This window comes from Streptomyces sp. CA-288835, assembly GCF_050936385.1.
Taxonomy (GTDB): Bacteria; Actinomycetota; Actinomycetes; order Streptomycetales; family Streptomycetaceae; genus Streptomyces.
Genome location: NZ_JBNJMW010000001.1, coordinates 5,642,858 through 5,663,623, shown reverse-complemented (window position 1 = coordinate 5,663,623; position 20,766 = coordinate 5,642,858). Strand labels below are relative to the sequence as shown.

Below are 20,766 nucleotides of genomic sequence, written 5' to 3'. Positions count from 1 at the left end.
GGACGCGGCCCGGAAGGACCGGACGGACGCGGCCCGGAAGGCTCGGTCTCAGCTCGCCTGTGACGGTGTCTGCTTCATGCCGTCGACCACGGCGCGGTTCTTGATGGCCATGGTGAAGTTCACCGTGCCGGGCTTGATCAGGGCGTCCACTCCGTTGAGCTGCTTCACCTGGACATTGCGCGAGCCAAGGAAGACATGGGTCTTCTTGTCGAAGATCCACTCCTCGCGCTGCCCGCTCGTCTCGTCCAGCCGGGCCACCGCCACCCCGTGCCGGCCGGCCGCGTCCACCGCGTCGTCGACGACGACGACGCCGGGAATCTTGGCGGCGGCCTCGAACAGTGTCGAGTAGAGCTCCGGCGGCGGGTAGCTCTCACCGAGCAGGTCACCGATGGTGGTGAAGGCCTGCTGATCGGGGGTGTTCCCCTGGCCCTTGGTCTCCTTGTAGATCTTGGCCAGCAGTGCGTCGGGGTCCGTAGTCAGCTTGGCCAGGTAGTCGTACGACGGGTTGCTGAGATCCGCCTTCGGGGTGTTGCCCTGCTCGTCGGGCAGGCTCAGGGTCTCGCCCTCCGGGCTGCGGTTGACGGCGGGGTCGATCAGCCAGCCCTTGACGCCGTCGGGGGACTGCCAGATCTGACGGCGGTGCAGTTTGTGGCTGGCCAGGCTGGTCTTGTCGTCGACGGTCTTCAGGAAGGTGTCGGCCGCCACGGACTCGATGTAGATGTACTGGCCGGGCTTGACGGCCGGGTGATCGCTTTTGGCCGCCAGTGAGATCTGGTCGATCAGCTGGGGCACTCCCTTCGTGGTCGCGGTACCGACGTCGGTGGTCAGGGCCGGGCCGGTGGCGAGGCCGCTCTCCCGCACTCCCTCGCCACCGCCGGATGTCACCATGCCGCCGACGACCACCGCGGACAGGGCGGCCGCCATCGCGGGCAGCGTGATCGCCGGGCGCGGCAGCCGGAATCGCCGTACCTTCCCGGGCGTCGCCGTGGCCGCCGTGGGCGCTTCCCGCTCTTCGCGCTGGATCTGCTCGTGGATCTGGGCCATCAGATGCTCCTTGTGGAACTCGTGGCGGCCCGTCGGCAGGTCACGCGCCGTCTGGGAGAGGAGCTGTGCCTCCCGGTCCCCCTCGGCAGGGTGCTGCCGGGACGTGTTCGCGTTCATCGGTTTCCTTCCTGTGCGGGCCGGATCGCGTTTATGTGGTCGCCTCTTGTCTGTCGGGCGGGGCGGGGGCCTTCCCGTTTTCCACGAACTTTCTCGAGTGCGGTTTCCGGAGCGGGGCGACCCAAGTCGCTTACGGGGCGCGCCAGTTGGGCCTCAGCGATCGCGCGCAGCTTCTTGCGGGCCCGGGAGAGCCGGGAGGCGACGGTGCCGACCGGGATGCCCAGTGCCTCCGCCGCGGCCTCGTAGTCGAGGCCCTCCCCCAGGCAGAGCGTGATGACCTCGCGTTCGGGTCTGCGCAGGGCCGCCAGCGCGGTGAGGGCGGTGGCGAGGCGGTGCCGGTCGTCGACGCGGTCGGCGACCTCCTCGGCGTGGTCGGGCACGGAGAGTTCCGCCGCCGCGGCGGCGTTCGCGGCACGGCGGTAGCGCCGGTTGCTGCGGTACTGGTTGCGTGCCGTGTTCGTGGCGATGCCGAGCAGCCAGGGCCGTAGGGAGCCGCCCTCGGGGTCGACTCTGTCCCGCAGCCGCCACGCCTCCATGAAGGTCGCGGCCATCACGTCCTCGGCCGTCGACCAGTCCGCGGTCAGCCGGAACGCGTGGTTGTAGACCGCGCGGGAGTACGTGTCGAAGAGCTCGGCGTAAGCGCTCGGATCCCCGGCCCGTACCCGGGTTCGCATATGAGTGGTCACTTCTATGAGCTGTACGGCACGGGGTACCGCCTTCCCGTGACGTGCGTCACGCCTCGTCCATCAACTGCCCGGTGGGGGGCAGGGCTGTTGCGGGAACTTGTGACACTTACACGTCCAAGTGTCACAAGTTCCCGCAACAGCCCACCCACCCCCACCCCTCAGCAGACGACGCGGTCTGAGCCCTGAACGCCGTCCACGTGATCTCACCCCGCCGAAAGGCCGCTGCCGACGCGATCTAGGCTGGGGCCGGATCTTGAAGAGGGGGACACGGGGACAGGGGGAGCGGGCAGTGCGGGTGGAGCGGATAGAGCGGCATCGGGTCGGTGAGGCGGCGGTTTCGGCCGTGCGGGAGGACTTCAGCAACCGCATCGGCTCGCGGGTCCATTCGATGTCGAAGGCCGGGCCGGTGACGTCGTACGAGTGGTGGATGCTGGCCGAGGAGTTCGTCGACTACCTGGGTGCGCTCTCCGTAGAGACGCCGGATCTCCACACCCCGGAGGCGAAGGCGGTGTTGCAGGACGCCGCCGAGGCCGCCGCCGGAGCCGTGGCGTATGCGGCGTACTACCCGCACGCCCAGTTCCAGGTCTTCCTCAACTACGTCAACTGGGGCATGACCTACGACGCCGGTTCCGAGGGCAGCCCCACGTCCGTCACCGCTACCCAGTGGCTCGACGCCTTCTGCCTGTCCGTTCTCGCCGACAAGGCCCAATGGCACGGCGAGGCCTTCCACTTCGCCCGCGAACATCCCCAGAAGGGCGGCGCCGGACGCCCCGACGCCGAGCTGATCAACGGCTTCATGGCGTACGTCCTCGGCGACACCGGAGACGACGACGCGAACCACCCGACGTCCCGCGAGGAGAAGCTGGCGGCAATCAACGCCGCGCTGGCCCGAATCTGGCTCCTGGACGCCGAGGTGACCGAAGAGCTGCTCGACCGGCCACACACCACCGCGCTGTACGCCCTGCGGGCCCTCACCGTGGGCGACCAGGAAGCCTTCGGCACCGCGGTCGTGAGCCTCCTCCTTCCGCACGCCACCCTCCCCGGCCCGGGCGCCTCCCCGAGCACCCTGCTGCCGCTTCTCCCCCTCGCCCTGACGGCCCTCGCCCACCGCCGCGAGGGCTGGCCGCTCCCCGTCGACACCGACTACCTCCCGCACGCGCTGATCACCGGTTTCGAGACCGCGCCACCGAGGGTGGGCCCGTACGGCCGTGACCGGCGCCCGGACGCGATCACCGAACTGGCCCACGGTGTGGTCGAGTTCGAGCGTCCCGTGGATCCGCAGCCGTTGACCCTGGAGAGCGCGGCCCAGTTCGAGCGGTTCACCAGGGAGGCCTTCACGCCGGTGCCCGGTGAGCAACTCGCCGTCTGGCAGCTGACGCACGCGATGACCGACCAGGAGATCCTCTTCAAGACCCGCGCCTCGCACTCCGCCGACGTCACGGACCTCCAGCTCGGAAATCTGCGGCTAGCAGCGGAGTTGGGCGCCGCGCTCTTCCGTACGACGCTCGCGGAACCCGGTACCGACGTCGAGGTGACGATCGACGGTACGACGGTGAGGTATCCCGCGGGCCTCGACGAGGAAGCCGACCCCGGCGCCTGGCACAAGGCCGTCGACTTCGCCCTGATCACAGGCCGCCGCGAAGACCTGGCACCGCTCGTCCTCGCCGGCCCGACGTGCGCCCGCAAGGACGGGTCCCTCTTCGCCTCGTACCGCGAGGCCCTGCACGACTACCTGCGCGGCGAGGACCCGGAACCCGCCACGGACCGCGCGCTACAGGACTGCGAGAAGGCGAAGAACCAGACCTTCCTCCCGCCCCCGGCCGTCCTCTTCTCCCAACTGGTCGAAGGCGACGAGCAAAGCTTCAACCTGGCTCTCCTGGACGCCCTCGAAGCCCACCGCGACCACCACCGCATCGCCGACCGCGCCACAGACTGCGACGCCGCGATCAACCTGGACATCCTGGCCCTGACCTGCCACGCACGCCGCCGCGGCTGGAACATCCGGGTCACGTCGCCGTACCTGCCGGCGCGGATCCTGGCAGCGGCGGAGCCGTTCTAGGCCCGCACTCCGCGCTTGACCTGTGTCACGAACGACGCCCATGAGGTCGCGCCGAAGACGAGTACGCCGCCGTCCGGGGCCTTGCTGTCGCGGACCGGCACTATGCCGGGGTAGCCGTCTGCGACCTCGACGCAGTTGTTGGCTCCCCCGTCGCTGTAGGACGACTTGCGCCAGGCGGCGGCCCTGGGGTCGGGGATCACGCGGTCTCCTTCACTCCGACCACGAACGCGGACCACGACGACGTCCCGAAGACCAGCACGCCGCCGTCCGGGGTCTTGCTGTCGCGGACCGGGACTATGCCGAGGTGGCCGTCGGCGACCTCGACGCAGTTTGTGCCGCCACCATCGCTGTATGACGACTTGCGCCACACGGCCGCGCTGAGGTCGAGGGTTCGCTTCATGATCTGCACTCCTCCAGAAGGCGCTTGATAAACGCCGTCGACTCCGCGGGAGTCAGCGCCGCATCCCTGACGAGATCGTAGGACAAACGAAAGGCCAGAACCTTGTCCGGATCTTCGATCAGCTCGCCGACACCGTTGCCCTCCACGTAGGCAACGGGCTCCCCGACTCGCTGCCAGAGGAGCCAGAGGTGACTGTCCATGAGGTCGTGCACACCGGCCGTGAAAGGCAGCACTTGCAGCGCGACATTCGAGAGTTCCGCTGCGTCCACGAGGTGTGACAGCTGGGCCGCCCAAACCTCCGCGTCGGGAACCGGTCGCCGCAGAGCCGACTCGTCCAGAATCACGCGCACGCTCGGCGCCGGCCGCCGGTGCAGCAGTTCCTGCCGTCCGATGCGCAGAGCGACCTGCTCCTCAACTTCCTCATCGTTGTCAGCCGTTGTCTGAGCGCCAGACAACCCTGACAACACCGCTCGGGCGTAGTCCTCGGTCTGCAACAGACCCGGCACCCGAAGTTGGAACAGCCACATGACGCGCGCCGTGGCTTCCAGTTCCATGAAGGCCTTGTACTTGTCCTTGATGACCTCCTGGCGCGCGTCGCGCCACAAGCGAACCAGCAGGTCATCTGTGCCGTGATACCTGTCCAGGTCCTCCATGACCGCCCGTTTGGAGAGCCGTTCCCCCGTTTCCAGGCGGTACAGATAGCTCTTGTCGTACGCCGTCTCCTCGGCCAACTGCCCCAGCGACTTACCGGCCTTCTCCCGCAGGAGCCGCAACGTCCGCCCGAGGGCCGCGCGCCGCGACTGCCCTTCCGCGTCAACCTGTTCGTCCATGTCACCCCTCGCCGTTGCCTGGGCGCCAGACAACGCCCATCCTCTTCCGCAGCGTACGTCCGAGCAGTGACGATCGAGACACGAACGGTAATCACCGCTCGTCACGACGACGCCAACCGGCAAGAAGGAGCCCCGGCATGAGCACACGTATCGCGGAACTCTGCGAGTCCCTGCTGACGTGTTTGCTACACGTACTGCTGCCCGCCCGCGGCCGCCACCGAGCCGCCCCGCCCCAACTGACCTACCGCGAACGGCGTTTGCAACGCCGTCGCCGCCGCGAGCTCTGGCTCGCAGTGCAGGGCATCGACATCGGCCCCCGCTGCATCCACGGAGTGGAGCTCCGCGTATGACGCCCCTCCGCCTGCTGCCCTGGACCACCCCCGAGGGCAAGCCCTGCTACCTCAGCACCGACAACGACGAGAGCATGCTCTCCCTACTCGCCGACGACGTAGAAGAAGCCCAACTCCACTCCGGAGAACAGGTACTCGCAGGAGCCAAAGCAGTACTGGCAGACACAAAGTCCGGCGAACGAGCCGTCCGCTTCGCCCTCACAAGGGCAACGGAATCCCTGAGCGACGTCCTGCGCATCGCGACCAGCCGAGGCGCGCGCATCCAGACGACGGATGCCGACGAGACGAGTACACCGTCGCGTATACCGTGACGCCGCGCACCCGCCGCCCGGCCACCCCCCCTCGGGCCGCCCCGTCATCCGTATGTGCGGGGCGGAGGTGTGATCACCCCGCCCCGGACATACGTTCCCCCGTCTCCGTCCCCCGTTCTCCCCCGGCAATGGGACGGACAACGCACACGCTAGGCAGCGGGGAGCGGTCCGTGCCATGTCACGTGTGCACGGTTACCGGGGGTCGCACCCAGCCGGTGCACGGGCGGTGGCCCTCGCGCACAACCGGAGGGGTGAAGTCCTCAGGCGTGCACAGGGCGGGACGGCAGGTGTGGGCGGCCGGTGGTGGCGTGGAGGGCGAAGGCGAGGGGGCGTACTCCGCTCAGTACGTGGTCGTCGTCGTCGGGGAGGGTGTCGCCGTCCAGGTCCAGGGTGAGTTCGCGTTGGATGAGGGGGGCGGCGGTGCGCAGGTGGGCGCGTACCGTCACCGGTGAGATGCCGAGCGCCGTGGCCGTCGACTCCACGTGGGTGTCGTTCTCCAGCCAGGCGCGCAGCGTGCGCGGGAGGTCACGCGGGTCGTCCTTCAGCGGGCGCAGGAACGACTCCGCCCAGGCCCGCACCTCGGGTACGGACACCATCGCCGCGAAGTCGGCCTCCGGGTCGGCCGAGAGGTCGTCGTGGCCGTGCGCCATGACGATCTTGAGGGCCGTGGACACCGCGATCTGGTTCAGGACGCGGTCGCGGTCGAGGCCGAGCAGGTCGAAGCAGGTGTTCATGCGGTGCGTCACGGTGTTGCGGTGAACGCCCAACAGGCGGCCGGCCGCCTTGTGCCGGACCTCCAGGCCCAGGTCCAGCGTGCGCAGCAGCTGGTCGCGGCGGCTCATGGGCAACGTCAGCAGGGGATGCAGCAGGGTTCCGGCCCAGCGGCGCGCCGTCTTCGGAGGCAGTACGTCCACCAGATGCATCCGGTCCTCGCCGAGCGCGACCCGGTCGGGCAGCCGGCTCGCCTGCGCGAGGGCGTTACGCGCCTCCTCGTAGGCGTCCGCGACCTCCCCGAGCTGGCGCACCCGGCTGCCACCCATACGGTGACTGGACAGCGAGGTGACGATCCGGCGCAGCTCTTCGGCCGTCTCCGATGGCGTGGACAGCGGGAGGCCGGAGGGGTCGTACGTGTTCCCGGAGGCGCCGTCGCGCGCCGGGTCCAGCACGATCAGGTGGTTGAAGGCGGGGCAACGCACCATCAACGCGTGGTCGGCGACGGCACGTTCGGCGAGCCGGGCGGTGATCTCGCGGTCCTCGTCCGCGCAGTCGATCACGTAGACCCGTAGGGATTCCATGTCCAGCAGTCCCGGAGCGAGCGGAGCCATCACCCGCTGGGCGGCGGCTTCCTCGCCGATCATGAGGAGCTGGAAGGCGCTGAGCCTCAACTGCCGTTCGGAGTCGGCCACTTGGTGGTGTCGTCGGCCGGCCTGGTCGATCAGGCCCAGCACCTTGGCCGCATGCCGCGTCAGATCCGTACCGGCATCGTCGAACGGGCGGCTCGCGGTCACCGCAAGGACCGCGCCCGACCCCGCCCCGGCGAGCGGCACGAACCGCGTGTTCGGCGACACGGCACCGGACGGCTCCACACTCCGCCCCACCAGCAGCGGCGCGAACGTCCCCGCCGCCGTCGCCGGCGACGCGGCCAGCACACCCCGCTGCGGATCGCTGACCAGCACCTCTCCCTCCAGCGCCGCCGCCAGCCAGTCGGCGACGTGCTGCATCACGGCCGCGTCCGCGGCCTCGAGGCGGTCGGGCAGCCGGTTCAGGAGGGCGGCGAGCTGTTCGGCCTGCCACTCCGCGTGGCGGCGCCGGTACTCACGTACCCGCGGCGCCAGCTCGCTCCACTGCTGAAGCGACTTGGTCGTGGTCAGCAGCGGCAGGCTCAGCCGGGCCGCCGAGACGCGGATCGCGGCGGGAACGGCCGCGGCTCCGTGCCGGTCAACGGCCACGACCAGGGCCGTGGCCCGCTGCCGCGCCAGTTCGCGCAGCAGCCGCTCGGCCGCTTCCCTGGCCTTGCCCTTGCCGTTGCCTGTGCCCGACTGCCGGTCGGCGGGTCCGTCCGCGAACGGGCGGATCACCACCAGCTCGTCGCCGACATCCGCCAGCGGATCACGTTCCCAAGAGGTCCCCGGCAGCACCCGTACGGCATCGACGACCCGGTCGGCGGCCGGCGGACTGCCGTCGACGATACGCAGCGAGAAGTCAGGCTCCGCACACATATCGCCCAACGTGAGCATGACGTCCTCTCTCCGGGATGCCCGGTGACCTGGCGGTTTCGCGTAGTCCCCTGGACCACGCGAAGCGGTCATTGTCGCCTAGTCGACTCCAGGAAGCCACAGGGCATCGGGCCGCCGCAGCAGTCGTACGCGGCCGAATCTGCGGACGTACGGACTCACAGTCAGCCCACGTTTCCTGAGACGTCTCTGATGAAACCGTGATGGCGCCGTGAAGTACGTCCGCTTCACTGGCACTTGACCGGCGGCCCCCGCACCTCTTCTCGGCTTCTCAGCCTTTCCGACGCCGTCGGGCTCTGCTTTTCCCCCACGTAAGGCAAGACCGGCGTCATCCGGTGCCGGTGAGCAAGCAGGAGCGTACATACGTGAAATCCGCACTCAAGTCCGTGCTGAAGAGGGGCGCCCTGGTCACGATGACCACCGCCCTGGCCGTCACCGGCCTCGCGGCCACCGCCGGTCCCGCCAACGCGGCTCCGGGCGGCCCGGGCGGCTCGACGAACATCCGGGGTGTGGACCCCGGCGACACGGACCTCATGATCGAGCGGCTCTGCAGCCAGGAGGCCGACGACGACGGCCGGGTCTACGGCAGCCTCAACGTCGAGACCGGGCAGTTCCGGACGTACGACGAGATGTTCGCCGAGGCCGAGCGCCTCGGTCACTCCCCCACCGCTCCCTGGGAGTACTTCAGCGGGTACTGCACCTACCCGCAGTCCTCGACCTGGTCCATCAAGGGCGAGACGGTCCGCACCTCCCGCTGGATCGGCAACCAGGGCACGACGGACGACAAGGAAACCATCGTCCGGAACTACACCACGAAGACCTCCGCCAAGAAGAGCGTGGGCGCCAAGATCAGCCTCTCCTTCGCCAAGGGCCTCTTCGGCGGTGGCGTGGAGAGCAGCTTCAGCTACGAGTGGGGCTGGGAGAAGAGCTCGTCCTTCGAGCTCCGCAGCGAGAAGTCCATCCCGGCGTGCGCCCAGATCGCCACGACGTGGACGCCGTACCAGCGCGTGGTGCGCGTGAACCCCGTCTTCAACGTCACCAGCTACAGCTGGCACAAGGGCGGCGACCCGAACGACTCGGACAGCTGGGAGAACACCACCACCTGGCGCGGCCGCGACGCCTCCTGGCAGAAGATCTACTCCCACGGCTACTACATCGACGGCATCTCCGACAAGCTCCTCCCGGACGGCTCCCCCGACGGCCGTGAGGACAAGATCCAGGAGAACCTCGACCCGGCGACCTGCGCCAAGTGACGTAGCCTGCACCGCCCTTCACAGCAGCGTGCCTCCGCCCGAACCTGAACTCGGGGCGGAGGCACGCTGGCGCTCCGCTGGGGATGCAGTTCGAATCTGCGGGTCCGTTGTGGCTGGTCGCGCAGTTCCCCGCGCCCCTAAGGGGCGCGATGCCGCACCGGAGTTGGGCAAGTACGCCTAGCCTCCGACCGACAAACCCTCCCCAGTAACCCTGACCCGGATCCCGTCCTTCTGTACCCGTACGTCCTGCAGTCGTACGTCCCCGTCCGCCGGCTTCGGGAGGCGGAAGCCGAGGGAGAGGCGGTCGACCAGCACCGGGCGGGTGAGCTGGGTGAGGCCGTCGAGGAGGGCCGGGTCGAAGCCGAGACGCTTCAGGAGCGCGGGGTTGTCCGCGGCGATGTCGATGAGGTTGAGGTTCATCGCCTCGCGGGCGAAGTCCGAGGAACCGGTGAGTTCAGCGAGCTTCGTGTCGTCGCGGAGCGCCTCTTGCACCGCCGACCGCGGGACGCCGAGGCGTTCGACGATCGCGGGGATGGCGAGCAGGGCCTTGGCCTTCTTGGTCTCCTTGGCCAGGCGCTCGGCCGACGTGGACGTCAGGTGCAGGCCCTCGGAGGGGCGGGAGCCCGGCCGGTAGGTCGCCAAGTCGCCGATGTCCAGGCGCATTCCGTCGATCTCGGTCGAGATTCCACGGTCGCCGTCCCGCTGGATCCGCGCGTCGGCGCGCAGCCGCAGATTCTGCCCGGCGACGGGCAACGTGCCGCGCGCCCGCACCTCGTCCGTGCCGTGACCGGTGAACGTGACCTGGGACGCACCGAGTTCACGGTTCAGGTCCGCGAAGGAGAGCAGCACCTCGCCCTGCAACTGAGGGATGGTGGCGCCCCGTACGGACGTGAGGCCGCCCTCGATCCGGATGCCCGTGGCCGTGGCCGACACCTTCGCCAGGGAGACCCGGTCCGCCGCCACGTCCGGCACGGTCACCTTCACCGTGTCGACCCGGCTGTCGGCGAGCTGCGTAAGGAAGGGGAAGCCGCCGATCTCCACCTCGGGCGCGGCGCTCAGGTCCAGCTGGTTCTTGAGTTTGTCGGCTGCCGCGTGCTCGGCGTAGAGGAGGGCCCAGCGGTCGGCGAGGGTCAGGAACGCCGCGAGGACGACGAGCCCGACCACGGCCTTTAAGGCGAGGGGCAGGCCCGCGAAACGGTTCTTCCGGCGGCGAGTACGGGCGCCCCGGCGGTGGTTGGGCGGGGCCCAGTCCTCACCGGTCTCATCGGAGGCCTCACGATCTTCGTAGTCGTCGTGCTCCTCGTGCAGAAACTCCTCCAGCGGCCCGTCGTCCAGGGCGCCGAGTTCGTCGTACGGGTTCGTATAGGGAGGCGTCGCTGCGGGATGCGTCTCTATGGGGTGGGGGGTACGCATCGGCTCATCTCACCATGCGTACCGACCCCACCCGCAAGTTCTACTGCTAGTAAGGGAGATTCCTCACGGGATCCCTCAGGAGAATCCTGAGGGATCCCTGACGAGGGTCCTCACGACGTCACTGCACGACCGTGATCCGGTTCGCCGCGGGGGGCGAAATCGGGTTCGTGGCCGAGGAGTTGGCGGTGAGGTACTTCTCCAGGGCCGTCAGGTCGTCGGAGCCCACGACGTCGTTCGTGCCCTGACCCAGCGTGGTGAAGCCGTCGCCGCCGCCCGCGAGGAAGCTGTTGGTCGCGACGCGGTAGGTGGCGGCCGGGTCGATGGCGGCACCGTTCAGCTTGACCGAGTCGGCGACGACACGGTCCGCACCGGTCTTCGTCAGGTCCAGCGTGTACGTCAGACCGTCGGAGACCTGAAGGACCTTGGGTGCGGCCGCATTGGCGCCGGTCACCTGCTCCTGGAGCACCTTGATGAGCTGGGCGCCCGTGAAGTCCTGGAGGTTCACCGTGTTGGCGAACGGCTGCACCGCGAAGCCCTCGGCGAACGTGACGACCCCGTCGCCCTCGGCGCCCTTCGCCGCGAACGTCAGGCCCGTACGGATGCCGCCCGGGTTCATCAGCGCGAGATCCGTCTCGGGGTCCAGCTCCTTGCCGTGCGCGAGCTGCGCGTCCGCGATCAGGTCGCCGAGCGGGGACTCGGTGCCGGTGGCGGGGATGTCGGCGGAGATATGGCCGATGGCGCGGTTGCCGATCGGCGCCGCGAGGGTGTTCCACTTCTTGATCAGCTCGGTCATGTCGGGGGCCTTCTCGACATTCCGGGTGACCACGTGGTTCGCGGAGTCGACGGCCGTACGGGCGATGTCGCCGGTCCAGCGGTCGTACGTCAGCGTCGTGTCGGTGTAGAGCCGACCGAAGGACGCGGCCGAGGTGACCGTACGCGGCTTGCCCGACGGGTCGTTGATCGTGCAGGCGTACGCGGTGTGCGTGTGGCCGGTGACCAGGGCGTCGACCTTCGGCGTGATGTTCTTCGCGATGTCCACGATCGGGCCGGAGATACCGTCACCGGCGCCCGGGGAGTCGCAGTCGTAGTTGTACGCCGTGGAGGCCGGGAAGCCGCCCTCGTGGATCAGCGCGACGACCGACTTGACGCCCTGCTTCTCCAGCAGCTTGGCGTACTTGTTGATCGTCTCGACCTCGTCCTTGAACTTCAGGCCCTTGACGCCCTCCGCGGAGACGATGCCCGGGGTGTCCTCCAGGGTCACGCCGATGAAGCCGACCTTGACGCCGTTCTGCTTCCACACCCAGTAGGGCTTGAGGATCGGCTTCTTGGTCTTCTCGTCGAGGACGTTGGCGGCGAGGTACGGGAAGTCGGCGCCCTTGAACTTCTTGCCCTCGACATAGCAGCCGTCGGTGGGGTGGCAGCCGCCCTTCTGCAGGCGGGCCAGTTCCTTGGCACCCTCGTCGAACTCGTGGTTGCCGACGCTCGTCACGTCCAGGTCGAGCTTGTTCAGCGCCTCGATGGTGGGCTCGTCGTGGAAGAGCCCGGAGATCAACGGGGAGGCGCCGACCATGTCGCCGCCGGCCGCGGTGACCGAGTACTTGTTGCCCTTGCGCGCCTGGCGCAGGTGCGTCGCGAGGTACTCGACACCACCGGCGTCGATGGTCTCGGTGTGCCCGTCCTCGTGCACCTCGGTGACGCGGCCGGACGAACCGGACGGCGGCTCCAGATTGCCGTGCAGGTCGTTGAAGGAGAGCAGTTGCACGTCCTGGTACCGGCTCGGCTTGTTATAGCCCCCGGGCTTCTTGCTCTTGGCTTCGCTCCCGGTCTCGCCCGCCACCGCCGGCAACGCGGCGATCAGCGCACCAACGGTGGCGATACCGGCGGCGGCCGCGACGAGCCGCCGGGTCCGGCGTCTCCGGTGGTGCGGCTGAGGTTTGGCTGACATGTGCCCCCCTGTGGGTCGGCTGAGTTCTGGGCCCCGTCCGGCGGCAGCCTAGAGTCAACGCGCGTAGCGCGAACAGGGGTTCAGGGTTACGGACTGGTTGCCGTCTGGGACGATTCGCCATGAACGGGACAGGTTGTCCGCCACGGGTCCTGCAAACTGAGCGCACTTTCGAAGTCCGGTGCGCTTCCGAGCCCCGTCAGGGGAGCGGGGCTGTCACATCAGGCGGCTCCGCCGCGTGGGCGCGACCAGCGCCCCGTAAGGGGCGCGGGGCTGTGACATATGCGGCTCCGCCGCGATGGGGGTCCCCCCGCTCGAGCGCAGCCGAGAGTGGGGGAGCGACCAGCCACAACGAACCCACAGATACGAACCCACATATCCAGTAGGACGCACCACCCTTACCCTCATACTCATGACCAGCGACGACACGGCCCCCGCCGTCCCCACTCGCACCCTCGACACCCTCTCCGAGCTGACCCCCGCCCAGACCGAGGCAGTCCTCGCCCTCCTCGAGGAGTCCGCCCGGACCGACGGTCAGCAAGCGGTGTCCGAGCAGGGTCGGCTGCAGCTGACCGGAGGCCCCCGCGTGGGCGTACGGCACCTGCTGCTCACCGTGCAGGGCCAGCTCGTCGGCTACGCCCAGCTCGAGGACACCGACCCGGTCGAGGCCCCGGCCGCCGAGCTGGTCGTCCACCCGTCGCACCGCGGCCGCGGTCACGGCCGAGCCCTCGGCAGCGCCCTGCTCGCGGAGTCCGGCAAACGGCTACGCGTCTGGGCCCACGGCGGCCACTCCGCCGCCCGCCACCTCGCCCAGGTCCTCGGCCTCACCCTCTTCCGCGAACTGCGCCAGCTACGGCGCCCGTTGACCGACTTCGACCTGCCCGAGCCGACGCTTCCCGAGGGCGTGACGGTACGCACCTTCGTCCCCGGCGAGGACGACGCGGCCTGGCTCACCGTGAACGCCGAAGCCTTCGCCCACCACCCCGAACAGGGCTCCCTCACCCAACGCGACCTCGACGACCGCAAGGCCCAGCCCTGGTTCGACCCCTCCGGCTTCTTCCTCGCCTTCCGCGGCGACGAACTGATCGGCTTCCACTGGACGAAGGTCCACGCGGAGGAGGGCCTCGGCGAGGTCTACGTCCTCGGCGTACGCCCCGGCGCCCAGGGCGGCGGCCTCGGCAAGGCCCTCACCACGATCGGCCTCCGCCACCTGGCGGCCCAGGCCCTGCCCACGGCCATGCTGTACGTCGACGCGGACAACACGGCCGCGGTGACGGTGTACGAACGCCTGGGCTTCGTGACGTACGAGACGGACCTGATGTACCGGACGGAGTCGTAGAACCGCCTGCACTGGACGGGTCGTAGCACCGCCTGTACCGGACGGAGCCCTAGCGCCGCACATGGCACGCGAGGCTCTAGCAGCCGCGACGGCCGCCTGATCGCCCGGTGCGGTTGCCGTCACTTGCCGTCACTTGCCGCCAGTGCCGTCATCTGTACGCAGCCGTCTCGCAGTCCCCCTTCTCGTTCACCCCGTCGTCCCCCTTCGGCACAGGCACATCCAACAGCTCCGCCGCCCGCGCCACCGAAGTCTCCGGAGACGTCAACTCCGTCCAGTGGGCCTTCACCTTCGCCGCGACGCTGTAGCGCGGCCGCTGGAGCAACTCCTTCACCACCTCCGTCTGTTGGGCCGCCATGGACAAGGGATTCGTGGGGGTACTGACAACGGCGCCGCCCATGTCACTGCCGTCGAGCCGCAGAGCGCGGAGTTTCGCCATCGGGTAGTCCATCGTGCCGAGGGCCAGCCACATCACCGGGATGACACGGGCATCGCACAACAGGGAGCCGGCTTCCTCGTTGCCCGCGACCAGCACGGAGGAGACCCCGACGGCGAACTCGGATGTGTAGTTGCCGCCCCACAAGGTGCGGACGGTGACCTGGCCCGGCGTACGGGAGGGGTCGATCGCCGCGCTGCCGGTGATGCCGTAGACGAGGTTGACGCGCTGGCGAACCGTCAGCTTCGTACCCGCGGCGGAACCGCCCGCGAGGGACTGCACGCGCCGGACGACCGAGGCCCAGTCCCCGGTCTGCCCCTCCCACTCGGGGAACGCGCAGTACGTCGACCGGCCGTGCGGAACGCACGTCTGGAACTCCTCCGGCGCCACCGAGGCCCGCTTCCGCTCCGCGAGCAGCTCGGGCGACTCGCCCCGCGACTGGCCCGCCGCCCCTACCAGGGTCAACGCCGCCGCCCCCGCAGCGACAGCCTTGACCACACGCGCCCGCCCGCCGCTGACCAGCACCGCGGCGCACGCCGCCAGCACGATCAGCCCCAGCAGATACAGCGCGTGCCACTCGGCGGGACGGCCCAGCAGATCGGAGGGCACGGGTATGGACTGGTTGCTTTCGACGACCGGCATCAGCCATTGCACCCAGTGCGCGTCGTCCGTGGCCGAGGTCAGCGACTCGGCCGCGACAAAGGCGCCCACCACAAGCAGCGGCACGGCGAACGCCGACGGCACCACCCGCGCGAGCAACACCCCGACGACACCGAAGAACAGAACGGACAGCGGCCCCACGACCAGCTCGAAGAACGAACCCGAGCCGACCGCTCCCGGCTTCACCGCCGCCCAGGTGTACTGCACGGCCACCACCAGTGCGGTGGCCAGGGCGAACGGCACCACCGACAGCGCATGCGCCACCGTGCGCCGCCACGGCTCCATGACCAGGGTTTCGATGTGCCGGTCCGTGCCCTGCTGACGGGAACGCAGCACGGCCCGGTGGACACATATCACCAGCGCTATCCACAGGAGCACCGACGACCACTGCGTGGAGCGATCCACGTCCTGGAGCACCGGGTACGGCCCCGCCTCGTCATCGCCCCGCCACAACTCCCAGCCGGCCGCGACCACATAGCCCAGGAACAGGATGAACACCGGGATCTGCAGGAACAGTTCACGCGCCTCGAAACGGGCGAGCGCGATCACGGCTCTCCAGCGCTTGCGGGAGTCCGGGACCACCGCCGACCCGGCGGACCGTACCTCCGAAACCTCCGTACTCACGCGGCCACCCCCGAGTCCTCAGAAGCCTCAAGGGCCAGCAAGTACCCATCCTCCAGCGTGGGTTCGAGCAGCGACGCCCCCTCCGGCGGATCCCCGAGGTGCCGGAAAGCCCCCGTCCCCGTACGCCAGGCGGCCTTCGCCCGTGGATCCCGCTCCGTACCGCTCCACACCCGGCCCTCCGCCCTCGCGGTCAGCTCGGCCGGGGTGCCATCGAAGCGGACCCGGCCGCCGGCCAGGACGATCACGCGGTGGCAGAGCATCGCGACGTCCTCGGTCTGGTGGGTGGAGAGCAGGACCGTACGCCCCTCGCCCGCCGTGGCGATCAACTCCCTGAAGCGCATGCGCTGTTCGGGATCGAGCCCGACCGTCGGCTCGTCCAGTACGAGGAAACCGGGGTCGCCCACGAGCGCGGCGGCCAACGCGACCCGCTGCCGCATTCCGCCCGACAGCCGACGGATCCGCAGGCCGCGGTGGTCCCCGAGATCGACCGCCTCGAGCACGCGCCGCACCTCTCGGTGCCGGGCCGCGCGGTCGGTCATCTCCTTGAGGATCGCCACATAGTCGACGGAGGCGAAGGCCGTGAAGTCCGTATGGAAGCCAGGCGTCTGTGGCAGATAACCCAGCCTGCGCCGCACCTCCTGGCGCCCCGCCGCGGTGGCCGGATCGTGCCCGAGCACGGTGAACGCGCCCCGGTCGGGGGGCACGGCCGTGGCCAGCACCCGCAGCAGCGTCGTCTTGCCCGCGCCGTTCGGCCCGAGCAGCCCGGTCACGCCGGTCGTGAGCCGCAAGGACACGTCGTCGAGGGCGGCCGTTCTGCCATAGCGCAGGGTCAGCCCGGAGGCGGACACCGTGGGTGTCGTACGGAGGTCGGTCATACGGAGCTCCTACGGAAAGCGAGAGGGAGGGGAGAGGCGAAGGCAGGAGCGGACGCTGTTGCCCTCATCCGTCGTCCCCTCCACTGGAGGAGGACCCCCGGCCGCGGGACGACGACTGCCCGAATATGAGCACGAGCTCGAGCACGAAACGCAGCACCCAGACGACAACCGACGCGATCATCACCACCGTGGCCTTGAGCAGCTTCCACGTCTTGCGTGAGGCGGTGGAGAAGGTGAGGTTCATACGGCACTCCCGGTGCTCCCGTTGGAGAAGTCGAAACGATCACGTACGTAGTAGAGAAGCCAGCTGGCGAGACCCGCGACCAGTGCCGCGGCCCCCTGCCCCTGAGCTGTGAACGGCGCGAGTGTGCTGCCCGAGGACGCCATCAGGTGGGCCACCACCAGCAACACCACCCAGCCCCCACCGACCAGGGCGGGCGCGGTGCCGGGGCCGAGTCTCGGGGTGAGCGCGAGAGCGAGGGCCGTGAGCGCCAGCGCCGGCAGCAGCCAAGCCGCCGCGAGCAGGCCGTACGAGGGCATGGCCAGGCTCGCCAGGCCGTTGACCCCGAGCCCGACCGGCAGCACCGCCAGCGTTCTGATCATCAGCAGCCGGAAGCCGTGTACCGGTGAGACCACGGCCATCTCGTACGTCGGGTCCAGCACGGGCCCGTACGACAGCGCGACCCCGGCGAGCGGCAGCAGCGGTGCGAGGGCGAGGAACAGCGTGGGCGAATCCGCGGACTGTACGGAATGGGTGGCCACTATCGTCATGACCAGCACGGCGATGAGCGCGCTCAGCCAGGACAGCCGCAGCACGGGCGTGGCCGCGAGCAGCCGCGCGGTGTCGTCCCCGACGCCGAGCCGCACAAGGAGCGCCTCGACGAACCCGGGCATCGGCGCGTCCAACTCGGCGTCCAGCCGCTCCCAGCCCTCGTCGAGCGCCACCGAGTCGCCGACCTCATTCAGCACGGACCGGCACTCGGCGCAGGCGGCGAGGTGCGCGTCGGCGGACCAGAGCATGGGCGGCGCCAGTTCGCCCCGTACATAGGCGCGGAGATCGTCCTCCGCTACATGCCAGCTCATGCCAACTCCTCCCGCAGCTGCTTGCGGGCCCGCAGCGCCCGCGTCTTGACCGTGCCGGGCGGGATGCCCAGCAGGACGGCCGCTTCCCGGGTGGTCAGCCCGTCGATGACCGTGGCCTGGAGGACGGCCCTCAGCTCCGGCGACAGCCGGACGAGGGCGCCCGCGAGGTCCCCGTGCTCAACCCCCGCGAGCACGCGCTCCTCCGCGGACGCCTCGTCCCGGTGCCGCAGCCGGGCGAGCGCCTGCCGCAGTCGGCCCCGCGCCCCGTCGTTCCGCAACGCGTCGATCAGCCGGCGCGAGCCGATCCGCCACAGCCAGCCGGCCACGTCGCCGTCCTCCCGATAGCGGGCGGTGCCCCGCCACACGGCGAGAAACGTCTCCTGCACGACGTCGTCGACGACCCCGGCATCGGCGCATCGCCCGCGCAGCCGTGCGGTGAGCCACTGCGCATACCTCCGATACAGCTCTTCGAAGGCGCGCCGGTCCCCGTCGGCCGCGACCGCCCGCAGCAGCTCCCCGTCGCTTCGTTCTTCGCTCACATCTCCTCATCGGACGAGCCCCGCCGATCGGTTCACGGATCGGTTCACATGATCCGGAAGAATCCTCGGGATCCTGAAAGACCTTGACACCCAACCCCACTTGCACCACCCTTTCACTACTCAATTAGTGAAAGGGTGGTTGTCCGAGTGGTCGCGTACCGCATCCACCGGCGCACTGGCGTCGCCACCTACGTCCAGATCGTCCAGCAGACCAAGCAGGCCCTCCGCCTGGGCCTGCTCGAACCCGGCGACAAGCTCCCCACAGCCCGCGAGGTCGTGGAGGCCACCGCCATCAATCCGAACACCGTCCTGAAGGCCTACCGCGAACTGGAGCGCGAGGGCCTGGTCGAGGCGCGGCGCGGCCTCGGCACGTTCGTACGGCGCTCACTGGGGGCCGCCCGGGCGGACTCACCGCTGACGGCCGAGCTGTCCGACTGGGCGTCCCGCGCCCGCGCGGAGGGCCTGGACCGCGACGACGTGGCCGCGCTCTTCACGGCCGTACTCGACGAACAGTTCGCCGCGGAAATCAACGAAGACCACGAAGACCCCGAAGACCCCGAAGACCACAAGCACGAAGACCACAAGGAAGATCTCAAGGGGGACCAGGAATGACCGACACCGCCATCGAGGCGGCCGCGCTGGGCAAACGGTTCGGGCGGCGGGGAAAGTGGGCGCTGCGCGACTGCACGCTCCGGCTCCCGGCCGGACGCGTCTGCGCGGTCGTCGGCCCCAACGGCGCGGGCAAGACGACGCTGCTCGCCGTCGCCGCAGGCCTGCTCGGGCCGACCGAGGGTTCGCTCACCGTGCTCGGCACGCACCCCACCGAGGCCCGCGCGCGCATCGCGTACGTCGCCCAGGACAAGCCCCTGCACCTCCAGCTCACCGTCGCCGACACACTGCGCCTCGGCCAGGAGCTCAACTCCGGCCGGTGGGACACGACCGTGGCCGAACGAGTAGTGGCACAAGGGGACTTGGACCCCAAGGCGCGCGTCCGTTCCCTCTCCGGCGGCCAGCGCACCCGCGTCGCGCTCGCCCTCGCGCTCGGCAAGCGCCCCGAACTCCTCCTCCTGGACGAGCCGATGGCCGACCTCGACCCGCTGGCCCGCCACGAACTGATGGGCACCCTGCTCGCCGAGGCCACCGAGACCGGCACCACGGTGGTGATGTCCTCGCACGTCGTCGCCGAAATCGAGGGCTCCTGCGACTTCCTGCTGCTGCTCGGCGCCGGCCGGGTGCGCCTCGCGGGCCCGCTGGAGGACCTGCTCGCCGCGCACACCCTGCTCACCGGGCCGGCCGACGCCCTCGACACCCTCGCGCCACACACCGTCGTCGAGTCCCGCACCACGGGCCGCCACCTCTCCGCCCTCGTCCGCGCGGCCGGACCGCTGGACGGCGCCTGGCAGACCGCCGAGCCTTCCCTCGAAGAGCTGGTCCTCGCCCACCTCCGCAGCCCGGACGCCCCCGCGCTGACCCTCGACCCCGCCGCCGCCCGGGAGGCCGCCGTATGACCGCCCTCGACGCCGCCCCGACGGCCGCCCGCCGCCGGCTCGCACCACGCGGCCTGACCTGGTCGGTGCTGCGCCTGCACCGCACGGCGCTGTACGTCGGGGGCGCCGCCCTCGTGGCCTTCGCGGCCGCCATGGTCTGGATGTACGTCATCGGGGACACCGCCCGCGCGAGCACCGGCCCCTGCATCACTCCCGCGCCCTGCTTCGAAATGACCGCGTCGACCTTCGACGACACGACGTACCGCCGCATCGTGTCGCGGACGGCCGAGGCACTGTCGTACCTGATGTTCCCCGTCGCCGCCTGGGCGGGCGGCGCGCTCATCGGCCGGGAGCTGGAGAGCGGCACCGCGCGACTGGCCTGGACCCAGTCGGTCACCCCGCTGCGCTGGCTCGCCGCCAAGCTCGCCGTCCCGGCCCTGCTGCTGACCGCCGGCACCACCACTGCCGTCCTGCTGAACGTCTGGGCCCGCCAGGACGGCGGCCCCGACCTGGCCCTGGACTGGTACTCCACCGACACCTTCATCACCACCGGCCCGACCGCCGTCACGTATGCCCTCGCGGGCCTCGCCCTCGGAGCCCTCGCCGGGCTGGTCACGAAAAGGGCCCTGCCCGCCGCCGGCCTCGGCTTCGCCGCCGCCCTGGCCTTCTTCAACCTCATGGACTGGTACCGGTGGCACCTGTGGCCCACCTCGTCCGGGACGGCCTCCGGCCCGGACGGGTACCAGCTGCCACAAACGGCCCTCCACATGAGCAGCGGATACGTGCTCACCTCCGGCGAACGGCGCGAGGGCGCCCTCCTCTGCACCAACTTGCCGAGCCCTGGCTGCCTGAAGGAAGGGGATGTCGCCGCGCGCTACACCGACTTCCATCCCCAGTCCCACCACTGGCCGCTCCAGCTCATGGACGCCGGCATCGCGCTGGCCCTCGCGGCCCTCGCCACCGTCGTCGCCTTCTGGCTGCTGCGGCGTAGTACGCCCTCACGGGGGTAGGGCGTCTCCGGCTCCCGGGGGTGCGGACCCCCGGGAGACGCCCCTCCATGTCCCGTACGTCATGTTGCCGTAACCAT

The 20,766-nt window shown here is 69.9% G+C and carries 21 protein-coding genes; 8 read left to right on the top strand and 13 right to left on the bottom strand.

The features are described 5' to 3' along the window. Positions 1 to 48 precede the first annotated feature (48 nt). Both ACQEVY_RS25745 and ACQEVY_RS25740 read right to left on the bottom strand, forming a co-directional pair. Positions 49 to 1,161, bottom strand: coding sequence for a CU044_5270 family protein (locus ACQEVY_RS25745; protein ID WP_432951819.1), 1,113 nt, complete (start codon positions 1,159 to 1,161; stop codon positions 49 to 51). Further along, positions 1,158 to 1,835, bottom strand: coding sequence for an RNA polymerase sigma factor (locus ACQEVY_RS25740; protein ID WP_432955389.1), 678 nt, complete (start codon positions 1,833 to 1,835; stop codon positions 1,158 to 1,160). Before ACQEVY_RS25740 ends, ACQEVY_RS25745 begins: the two co-directional genes overlap by 4 nt. 301 nt (positions 1,836 to 2,136) lie before the next feature. Here ACQEVY_RS25740 and ACQEVY_RS25735 point away from each other — a divergent pair, with 301 nt between their 5' ends. Next, on the top strand, positions 2,137 to 3,906 hold the full coding sequence (locus ACQEVY_RS25735; protein WP_432951818.1) for an Imm49 family immunity protein: 1,770 nt from the start codon (positions 2,137 to 2,139) through the stop codon (positions 3,904 to 3,906). Here the strand turns inward: ACQEVY_RS25735 and ACQEVY_RS25730 are convergent. Genes ACQEVY_RS25730 through ACQEVY_RS25720 form a run of 3 tightly spaced genes read right to left on the bottom strand, consistent with a single transcriptional unit; the run spans position 3,903 to position 5,136 of the window. Further along, positions 3,903 to 4,106, bottom strand: a complete 204-nt coding sequence (locus ACQEVY_RS25730) for a DUF397 domain-containing protein (protein WP_432951817.1) — start codon at positions 4,104 to 4,106, stop codon at positions 3,903 to 3,905. The two genes, ACQEVY_RS25735 and ACQEVY_RS25730, sit on opposite strands and share 4 nt — an antisense overlap. Beyond that, a complete protein-coding gene (locus ACQEVY_RS25725) occupies positions 4,103 to 4,306 on the bottom strand; it encodes a DUF397 domain-containing protein (protein ID WP_432951816.1) in 204 nt (67 codons plus the stop codon). The genes ACQEVY_RS25730 and ACQEVY_RS25725 overlap by 4 nt, the downstream gene beginning before the upstream one ends. Continuing rightward, positions 4,303 to 5,136, bottom strand: a complete 834-nt coding sequence (locus ACQEVY_RS25720) for a helix-turn-helix domain-containing protein (protein ID WP_432951815.1) — start codon at positions 5,134 to 5,136, stop codon at positions 4,303 to 4,305. The genes ACQEVY_RS25725 and ACQEVY_RS25720 overlap by 4 nt, the downstream gene beginning before the upstream one ends. A gap of 137 nt (positions 5,137 to 5,273) precedes the next feature. On the opposite strand from ACQEVY_RS25720, the gene ACQEVY_RS25715 reads away from it, so the two are divergent. Continuing rightward, positions 5,274 to 5,486, top strand: a complete 213-nt coding sequence (locus ACQEVY_RS25715; RefSeq protein WP_432951814.1) for a hypothetical protein — start codon at positions 5,274 to 5,276, stop codon at positions 5,484 to 5,486. After that, complete coding sequence (locus ACQEVY_RS25710) at positions 5,483 to 5,797, top strand: hypothetical protein (RefSeq protein ID WP_432951813.1); 315 nt, start codon at positions 5,483 to 5,485, stop codon at positions 5,795 to 5,797. Before ACQEVY_RS25715 ends, ACQEVY_RS25710 begins: the two co-directional genes overlap by 4 nt. A 260-nt stretch (positions 5,798 to 6,057) precedes the next feature. Here ACQEVY_RS25710 and ACQEVY_RS25705 read toward each other — a convergent pair whose 3' ends face one another. Next, positions 6,058 to 8,016, bottom strand: a complete 1,959-nt coding sequence (locus ACQEVY_RS25705; RefSeq protein ID WP_432951812.1) for a helix-turn-helix domain-containing protein — start codon at positions 8,014 to 8,016, stop codon at positions 6,058 to 6,060. 380 nt (positions 8,017 to 8,396) lie between these two features. On the opposite strand from ACQEVY_RS25705, the gene ACQEVY_RS25700 reads away from it, so the two are divergent. Continuing rightward, positions 8,397 to 9,284, top strand: a complete 888-nt coding sequence (locus tag ACQEVY_RS25700; RefSeq protein ID WP_432951811.1) for a hypothetical protein — start codon at positions 8,397 to 8,399, stop codon at positions 9,282 to 9,284. A 177-nt stretch (positions 9,285 to 9,461) separates the two neighbouring features. On the opposite strand, the gene ACQEVY_RS25695 is transcribed toward ACQEVY_RS25700, so the two are convergent. Then, positions 9,462 to 10,697, bottom strand: a complete 1,236-nt coding sequence (locus ACQEVY_RS25695; RefSeq protein WP_432951810.1) for an LmeA family phospholipid-binding protein — start codon at positions 10,695 to 10,697, stop codon at positions 9,462 to 9,464. A 118-nt stretch (positions 10,698 to 10,815) separates the two neighbouring features. Beyond that, on the bottom strand, positions 10,816 to 12,642 hold the full coding sequence (locus ACQEVY_RS25690; protein ID WP_432951809.1) for a bifunctional metallophosphatase/5'-nucleotidase: 1,827 nt from the start codon (positions 12,640 to 12,642) through the stop codon (positions 10,816 to 10,818). 409 nt (positions 12,643 to 13,051) lie between these two features. Here ACQEVY_RS25690 and mshD point away from each other — a divergent pair, with 409 nt between their 5' ends. Further along, the gene (gene mshD / locus ACQEVY_RS25685; protein ID WP_432951808.1) at positions 13,052 to 13,978 is read left to right on the top strand and encodes a mycothiol synthase; all 927 of its coding nucleotides are present in this window, start codon (positions 13,052 to 13,054) and stop codon (positions 13,976 to 13,978) included. Between the two features lie 148 nt (positions 13,979 to 14,126). On the opposite strand, the gene ACQEVY_RS25680 is transcribed toward mshD, so the two are convergent. The 5 genes from ACQEVY_RS25680 to ACQEVY_RS25660 form a co-directional block, all read right to left on the bottom strand. Continuing rightward, entirely contained in the window at positions 14,127 to 15,695 is a 1,569-nt protein-coding gene (locus ACQEVY_RS25680) for an ABC transporter permease (protein ID WP_432951807.1), read from the bottom strand. Continuing rightward, positions 15,692 to 16,570 carry an ABC transporter ATP-binding protein gene (locus ACQEVY_RS25675; protein WP_328770645.1) on the bottom strand — a complete coding sequence of 293 codons (879 nt, stop codon included), beginning with the start codon at positions 16,568 to 16,570 and terminating at the stop codon, positions 15,692 to 15,694. The genes ACQEVY_RS25680 and ACQEVY_RS25675 overlap by 4 nt, the downstream gene beginning before the upstream one ends. 64 nt (positions 16,571 to 16,634) lie before the next feature. Next, positions 16,635 to 16,814, bottom strand: coding sequence for a hypothetical protein (locus ACQEVY_RS25670; RefSeq protein ID WP_432951806.1), 180 nt, complete (start codon positions 16,812 to 16,814; stop codon positions 16,635 to 16,637). Then, positions 16,811 to 17,653, bottom strand: a complete 843-nt coding sequence (locus tag ACQEVY_RS25665; protein ID WP_432951805.1) for a zf-HC2 domain-containing protein — start codon at positions 17,651 to 17,653, stop codon at positions 16,811 to 16,813. Before ACQEVY_RS25665 ends, ACQEVY_RS25670 begins: the two co-directional genes overlap by 4 nt. Next, positions 17,650 to 18,192 carry an RNA polymerase sigma factor gene (locus ACQEVY_RS25660; protein WP_328770642.1) on the bottom strand — a complete coding sequence of 181 codons (543 nt, stop codon included), beginning with the start codon at positions 18,190 to 18,192 and terminating at the stop codon, positions 17,650 to 17,652. Before ACQEVY_RS25660 ends, ACQEVY_RS25665 begins: the two co-directional genes overlap by 4 nt. A gap of 147 nt (positions 18,193 to 18,339) precedes the next feature. Between ACQEVY_RS25660 and ACQEVY_RS25655 the strand changes: the two genes are divergently transcribed. The 3 genes from ACQEVY_RS25655 to ACQEVY_RS25645 are packed head-to-tail and all read left to right on the top strand — an operon-like array spanning position 18,340 to position 20,689. Beyond that, positions 18,340 to 18,804: a GntR family transcriptional regulator gene (locus ACQEVY_RS25655; protein ID WP_432955388.1), complete on the top strand. Its 465-nt coding sequence runs from the start codon at positions 18,340 to 18,342 to the stop codon at positions 18,802 to 18,804. Further along, on the top strand, positions 18,801 to 19,700 hold the full coding sequence (locus ACQEVY_RS25650; protein WP_432951804.1) for an ABC transporter ATP-binding protein: 900 nt from the start codon (positions 18,801 to 18,803) through the stop codon (positions 19,698 to 19,700). The genes ACQEVY_RS25655 and ACQEVY_RS25650 overlap by 4 nt, the downstream gene beginning before the upstream one ends. After that, positions 19,697 to 20,689: a hypothetical protein gene (locus tag ACQEVY_RS25645; protein ID WP_432951803.1), complete on the top strand. Its 993-nt coding sequence runs from the start codon at positions 19,697 to 19,699 to the stop codon at positions 20,687 to 20,689. Before ACQEVY_RS25650 ends, ACQEVY_RS25645 begins: the two co-directional genes overlap by 4 nt. The last annotated feature ends 77 nt before the right edge of the window (positions 20,690 to 20,766 follow it).

Coding starts and splice junctions, on each gene's coding strand:
- ACQEVY_RS25710 (WP_432951813.1), top strand. CDS start 5,483: ATGACGCCCCTCCGCCTGCTGCCCTGGACCACCCCCGAGGGCAAGCCC.
- ACQEVY_RS25745 (WP_432951819.1), bottom strand. CDS start 1,161: ATGAACGCGAACACGTCCCGGCAGCACCCTGCCGAGGGGGACCGGGAG.
- ACQEVY_RS25670 (WP_432951806.1), bottom strand. CDS start 16,814: ATGAACCTCACCTTCTCCACCGCCTCACGCAAGACGTGGAAGCTGCTC.
- ACQEVY_RS25690 (WP_432951809.1), bottom strand. CDS start 12,642: ATGTCAGCCAAACCTCAGCCGCACCACCGGAGACGCCGGACCCGGCGG.
- ACQEVY_RS25650 (WP_432951804.1), top strand. CDS start 18,801: ATGACCGACACCGCCATCGAGGCGGCCGCGCTGGGCAAACGGTTCGGG.
- ACQEVY_RS25645 (WP_432951803.1), top strand. CDS start 19,697: ATGACCGCCCTCGACGCCGCCCCGACGGCCGCCCGCCGCCGGCTCGCA.
- ACQEVY_RS25665 (WP_432951805.1), bottom strand. CDS start 17,653: ATGAGCTGGCATGTAGCGGAGGACGATCTCCGCGCCTATGTACGGGGC.
- ACQEVY_RS25705 (WP_432951812.1), bottom strand. CDS start 8,016: ATGTGTGCGGAGCCTGACTTCTCGCTGCGTATCGTCGACGGCAGTCCG.
- ACQEVY_RS25740 (WP_432955389.1), bottom strand. CDS start 1,835: ATGCGAACCCGGGTACGGGCCGGGGATCCGAGCGCTTACGCCGAGCTC.
- mshD (WP_432951808.1), top strand. CDS start 13,052: ATGACCAGCGACGACACGGCCCCCGCCGTCCCCACTCGCACCCTCGAC.
- ACQEVY_RS25720 (WP_432951815.1), bottom strand. CDS start 5,136: ATGGACGAACAGGTTGACGCGGAAGGGCAGTCGCGGCGCGCGGCCCTC.
- ACQEVY_RS25675 (WP_328770645.1), bottom strand. CDS start 16,570: ATGACCGACCTCCGTACGACACCCACGGTGTCCGCCTCCGGGCTGACC.
- ACQEVY_RS25695 (WP_432951810.1), bottom strand. CDS start 10,697: ATGCGTACCCCCCACCCCATAGAGACGCATCCCGCAGCGACGCCTCCC.
- ACQEVY_RS25715 (WP_432951814.1), top strand. CDS start 5,274: ATGAGCACACGTATCGCGGAACTCTGCGAGTCCCTGCTGACGTGTTTG.
- ACQEVY_RS25725 (WP_432951816.1), bottom strand. CDS start 4,306: ATGAAGCGAACCCTCGACCTCAGCGCGGCCGTGTGGCGCAAGTCGTCA.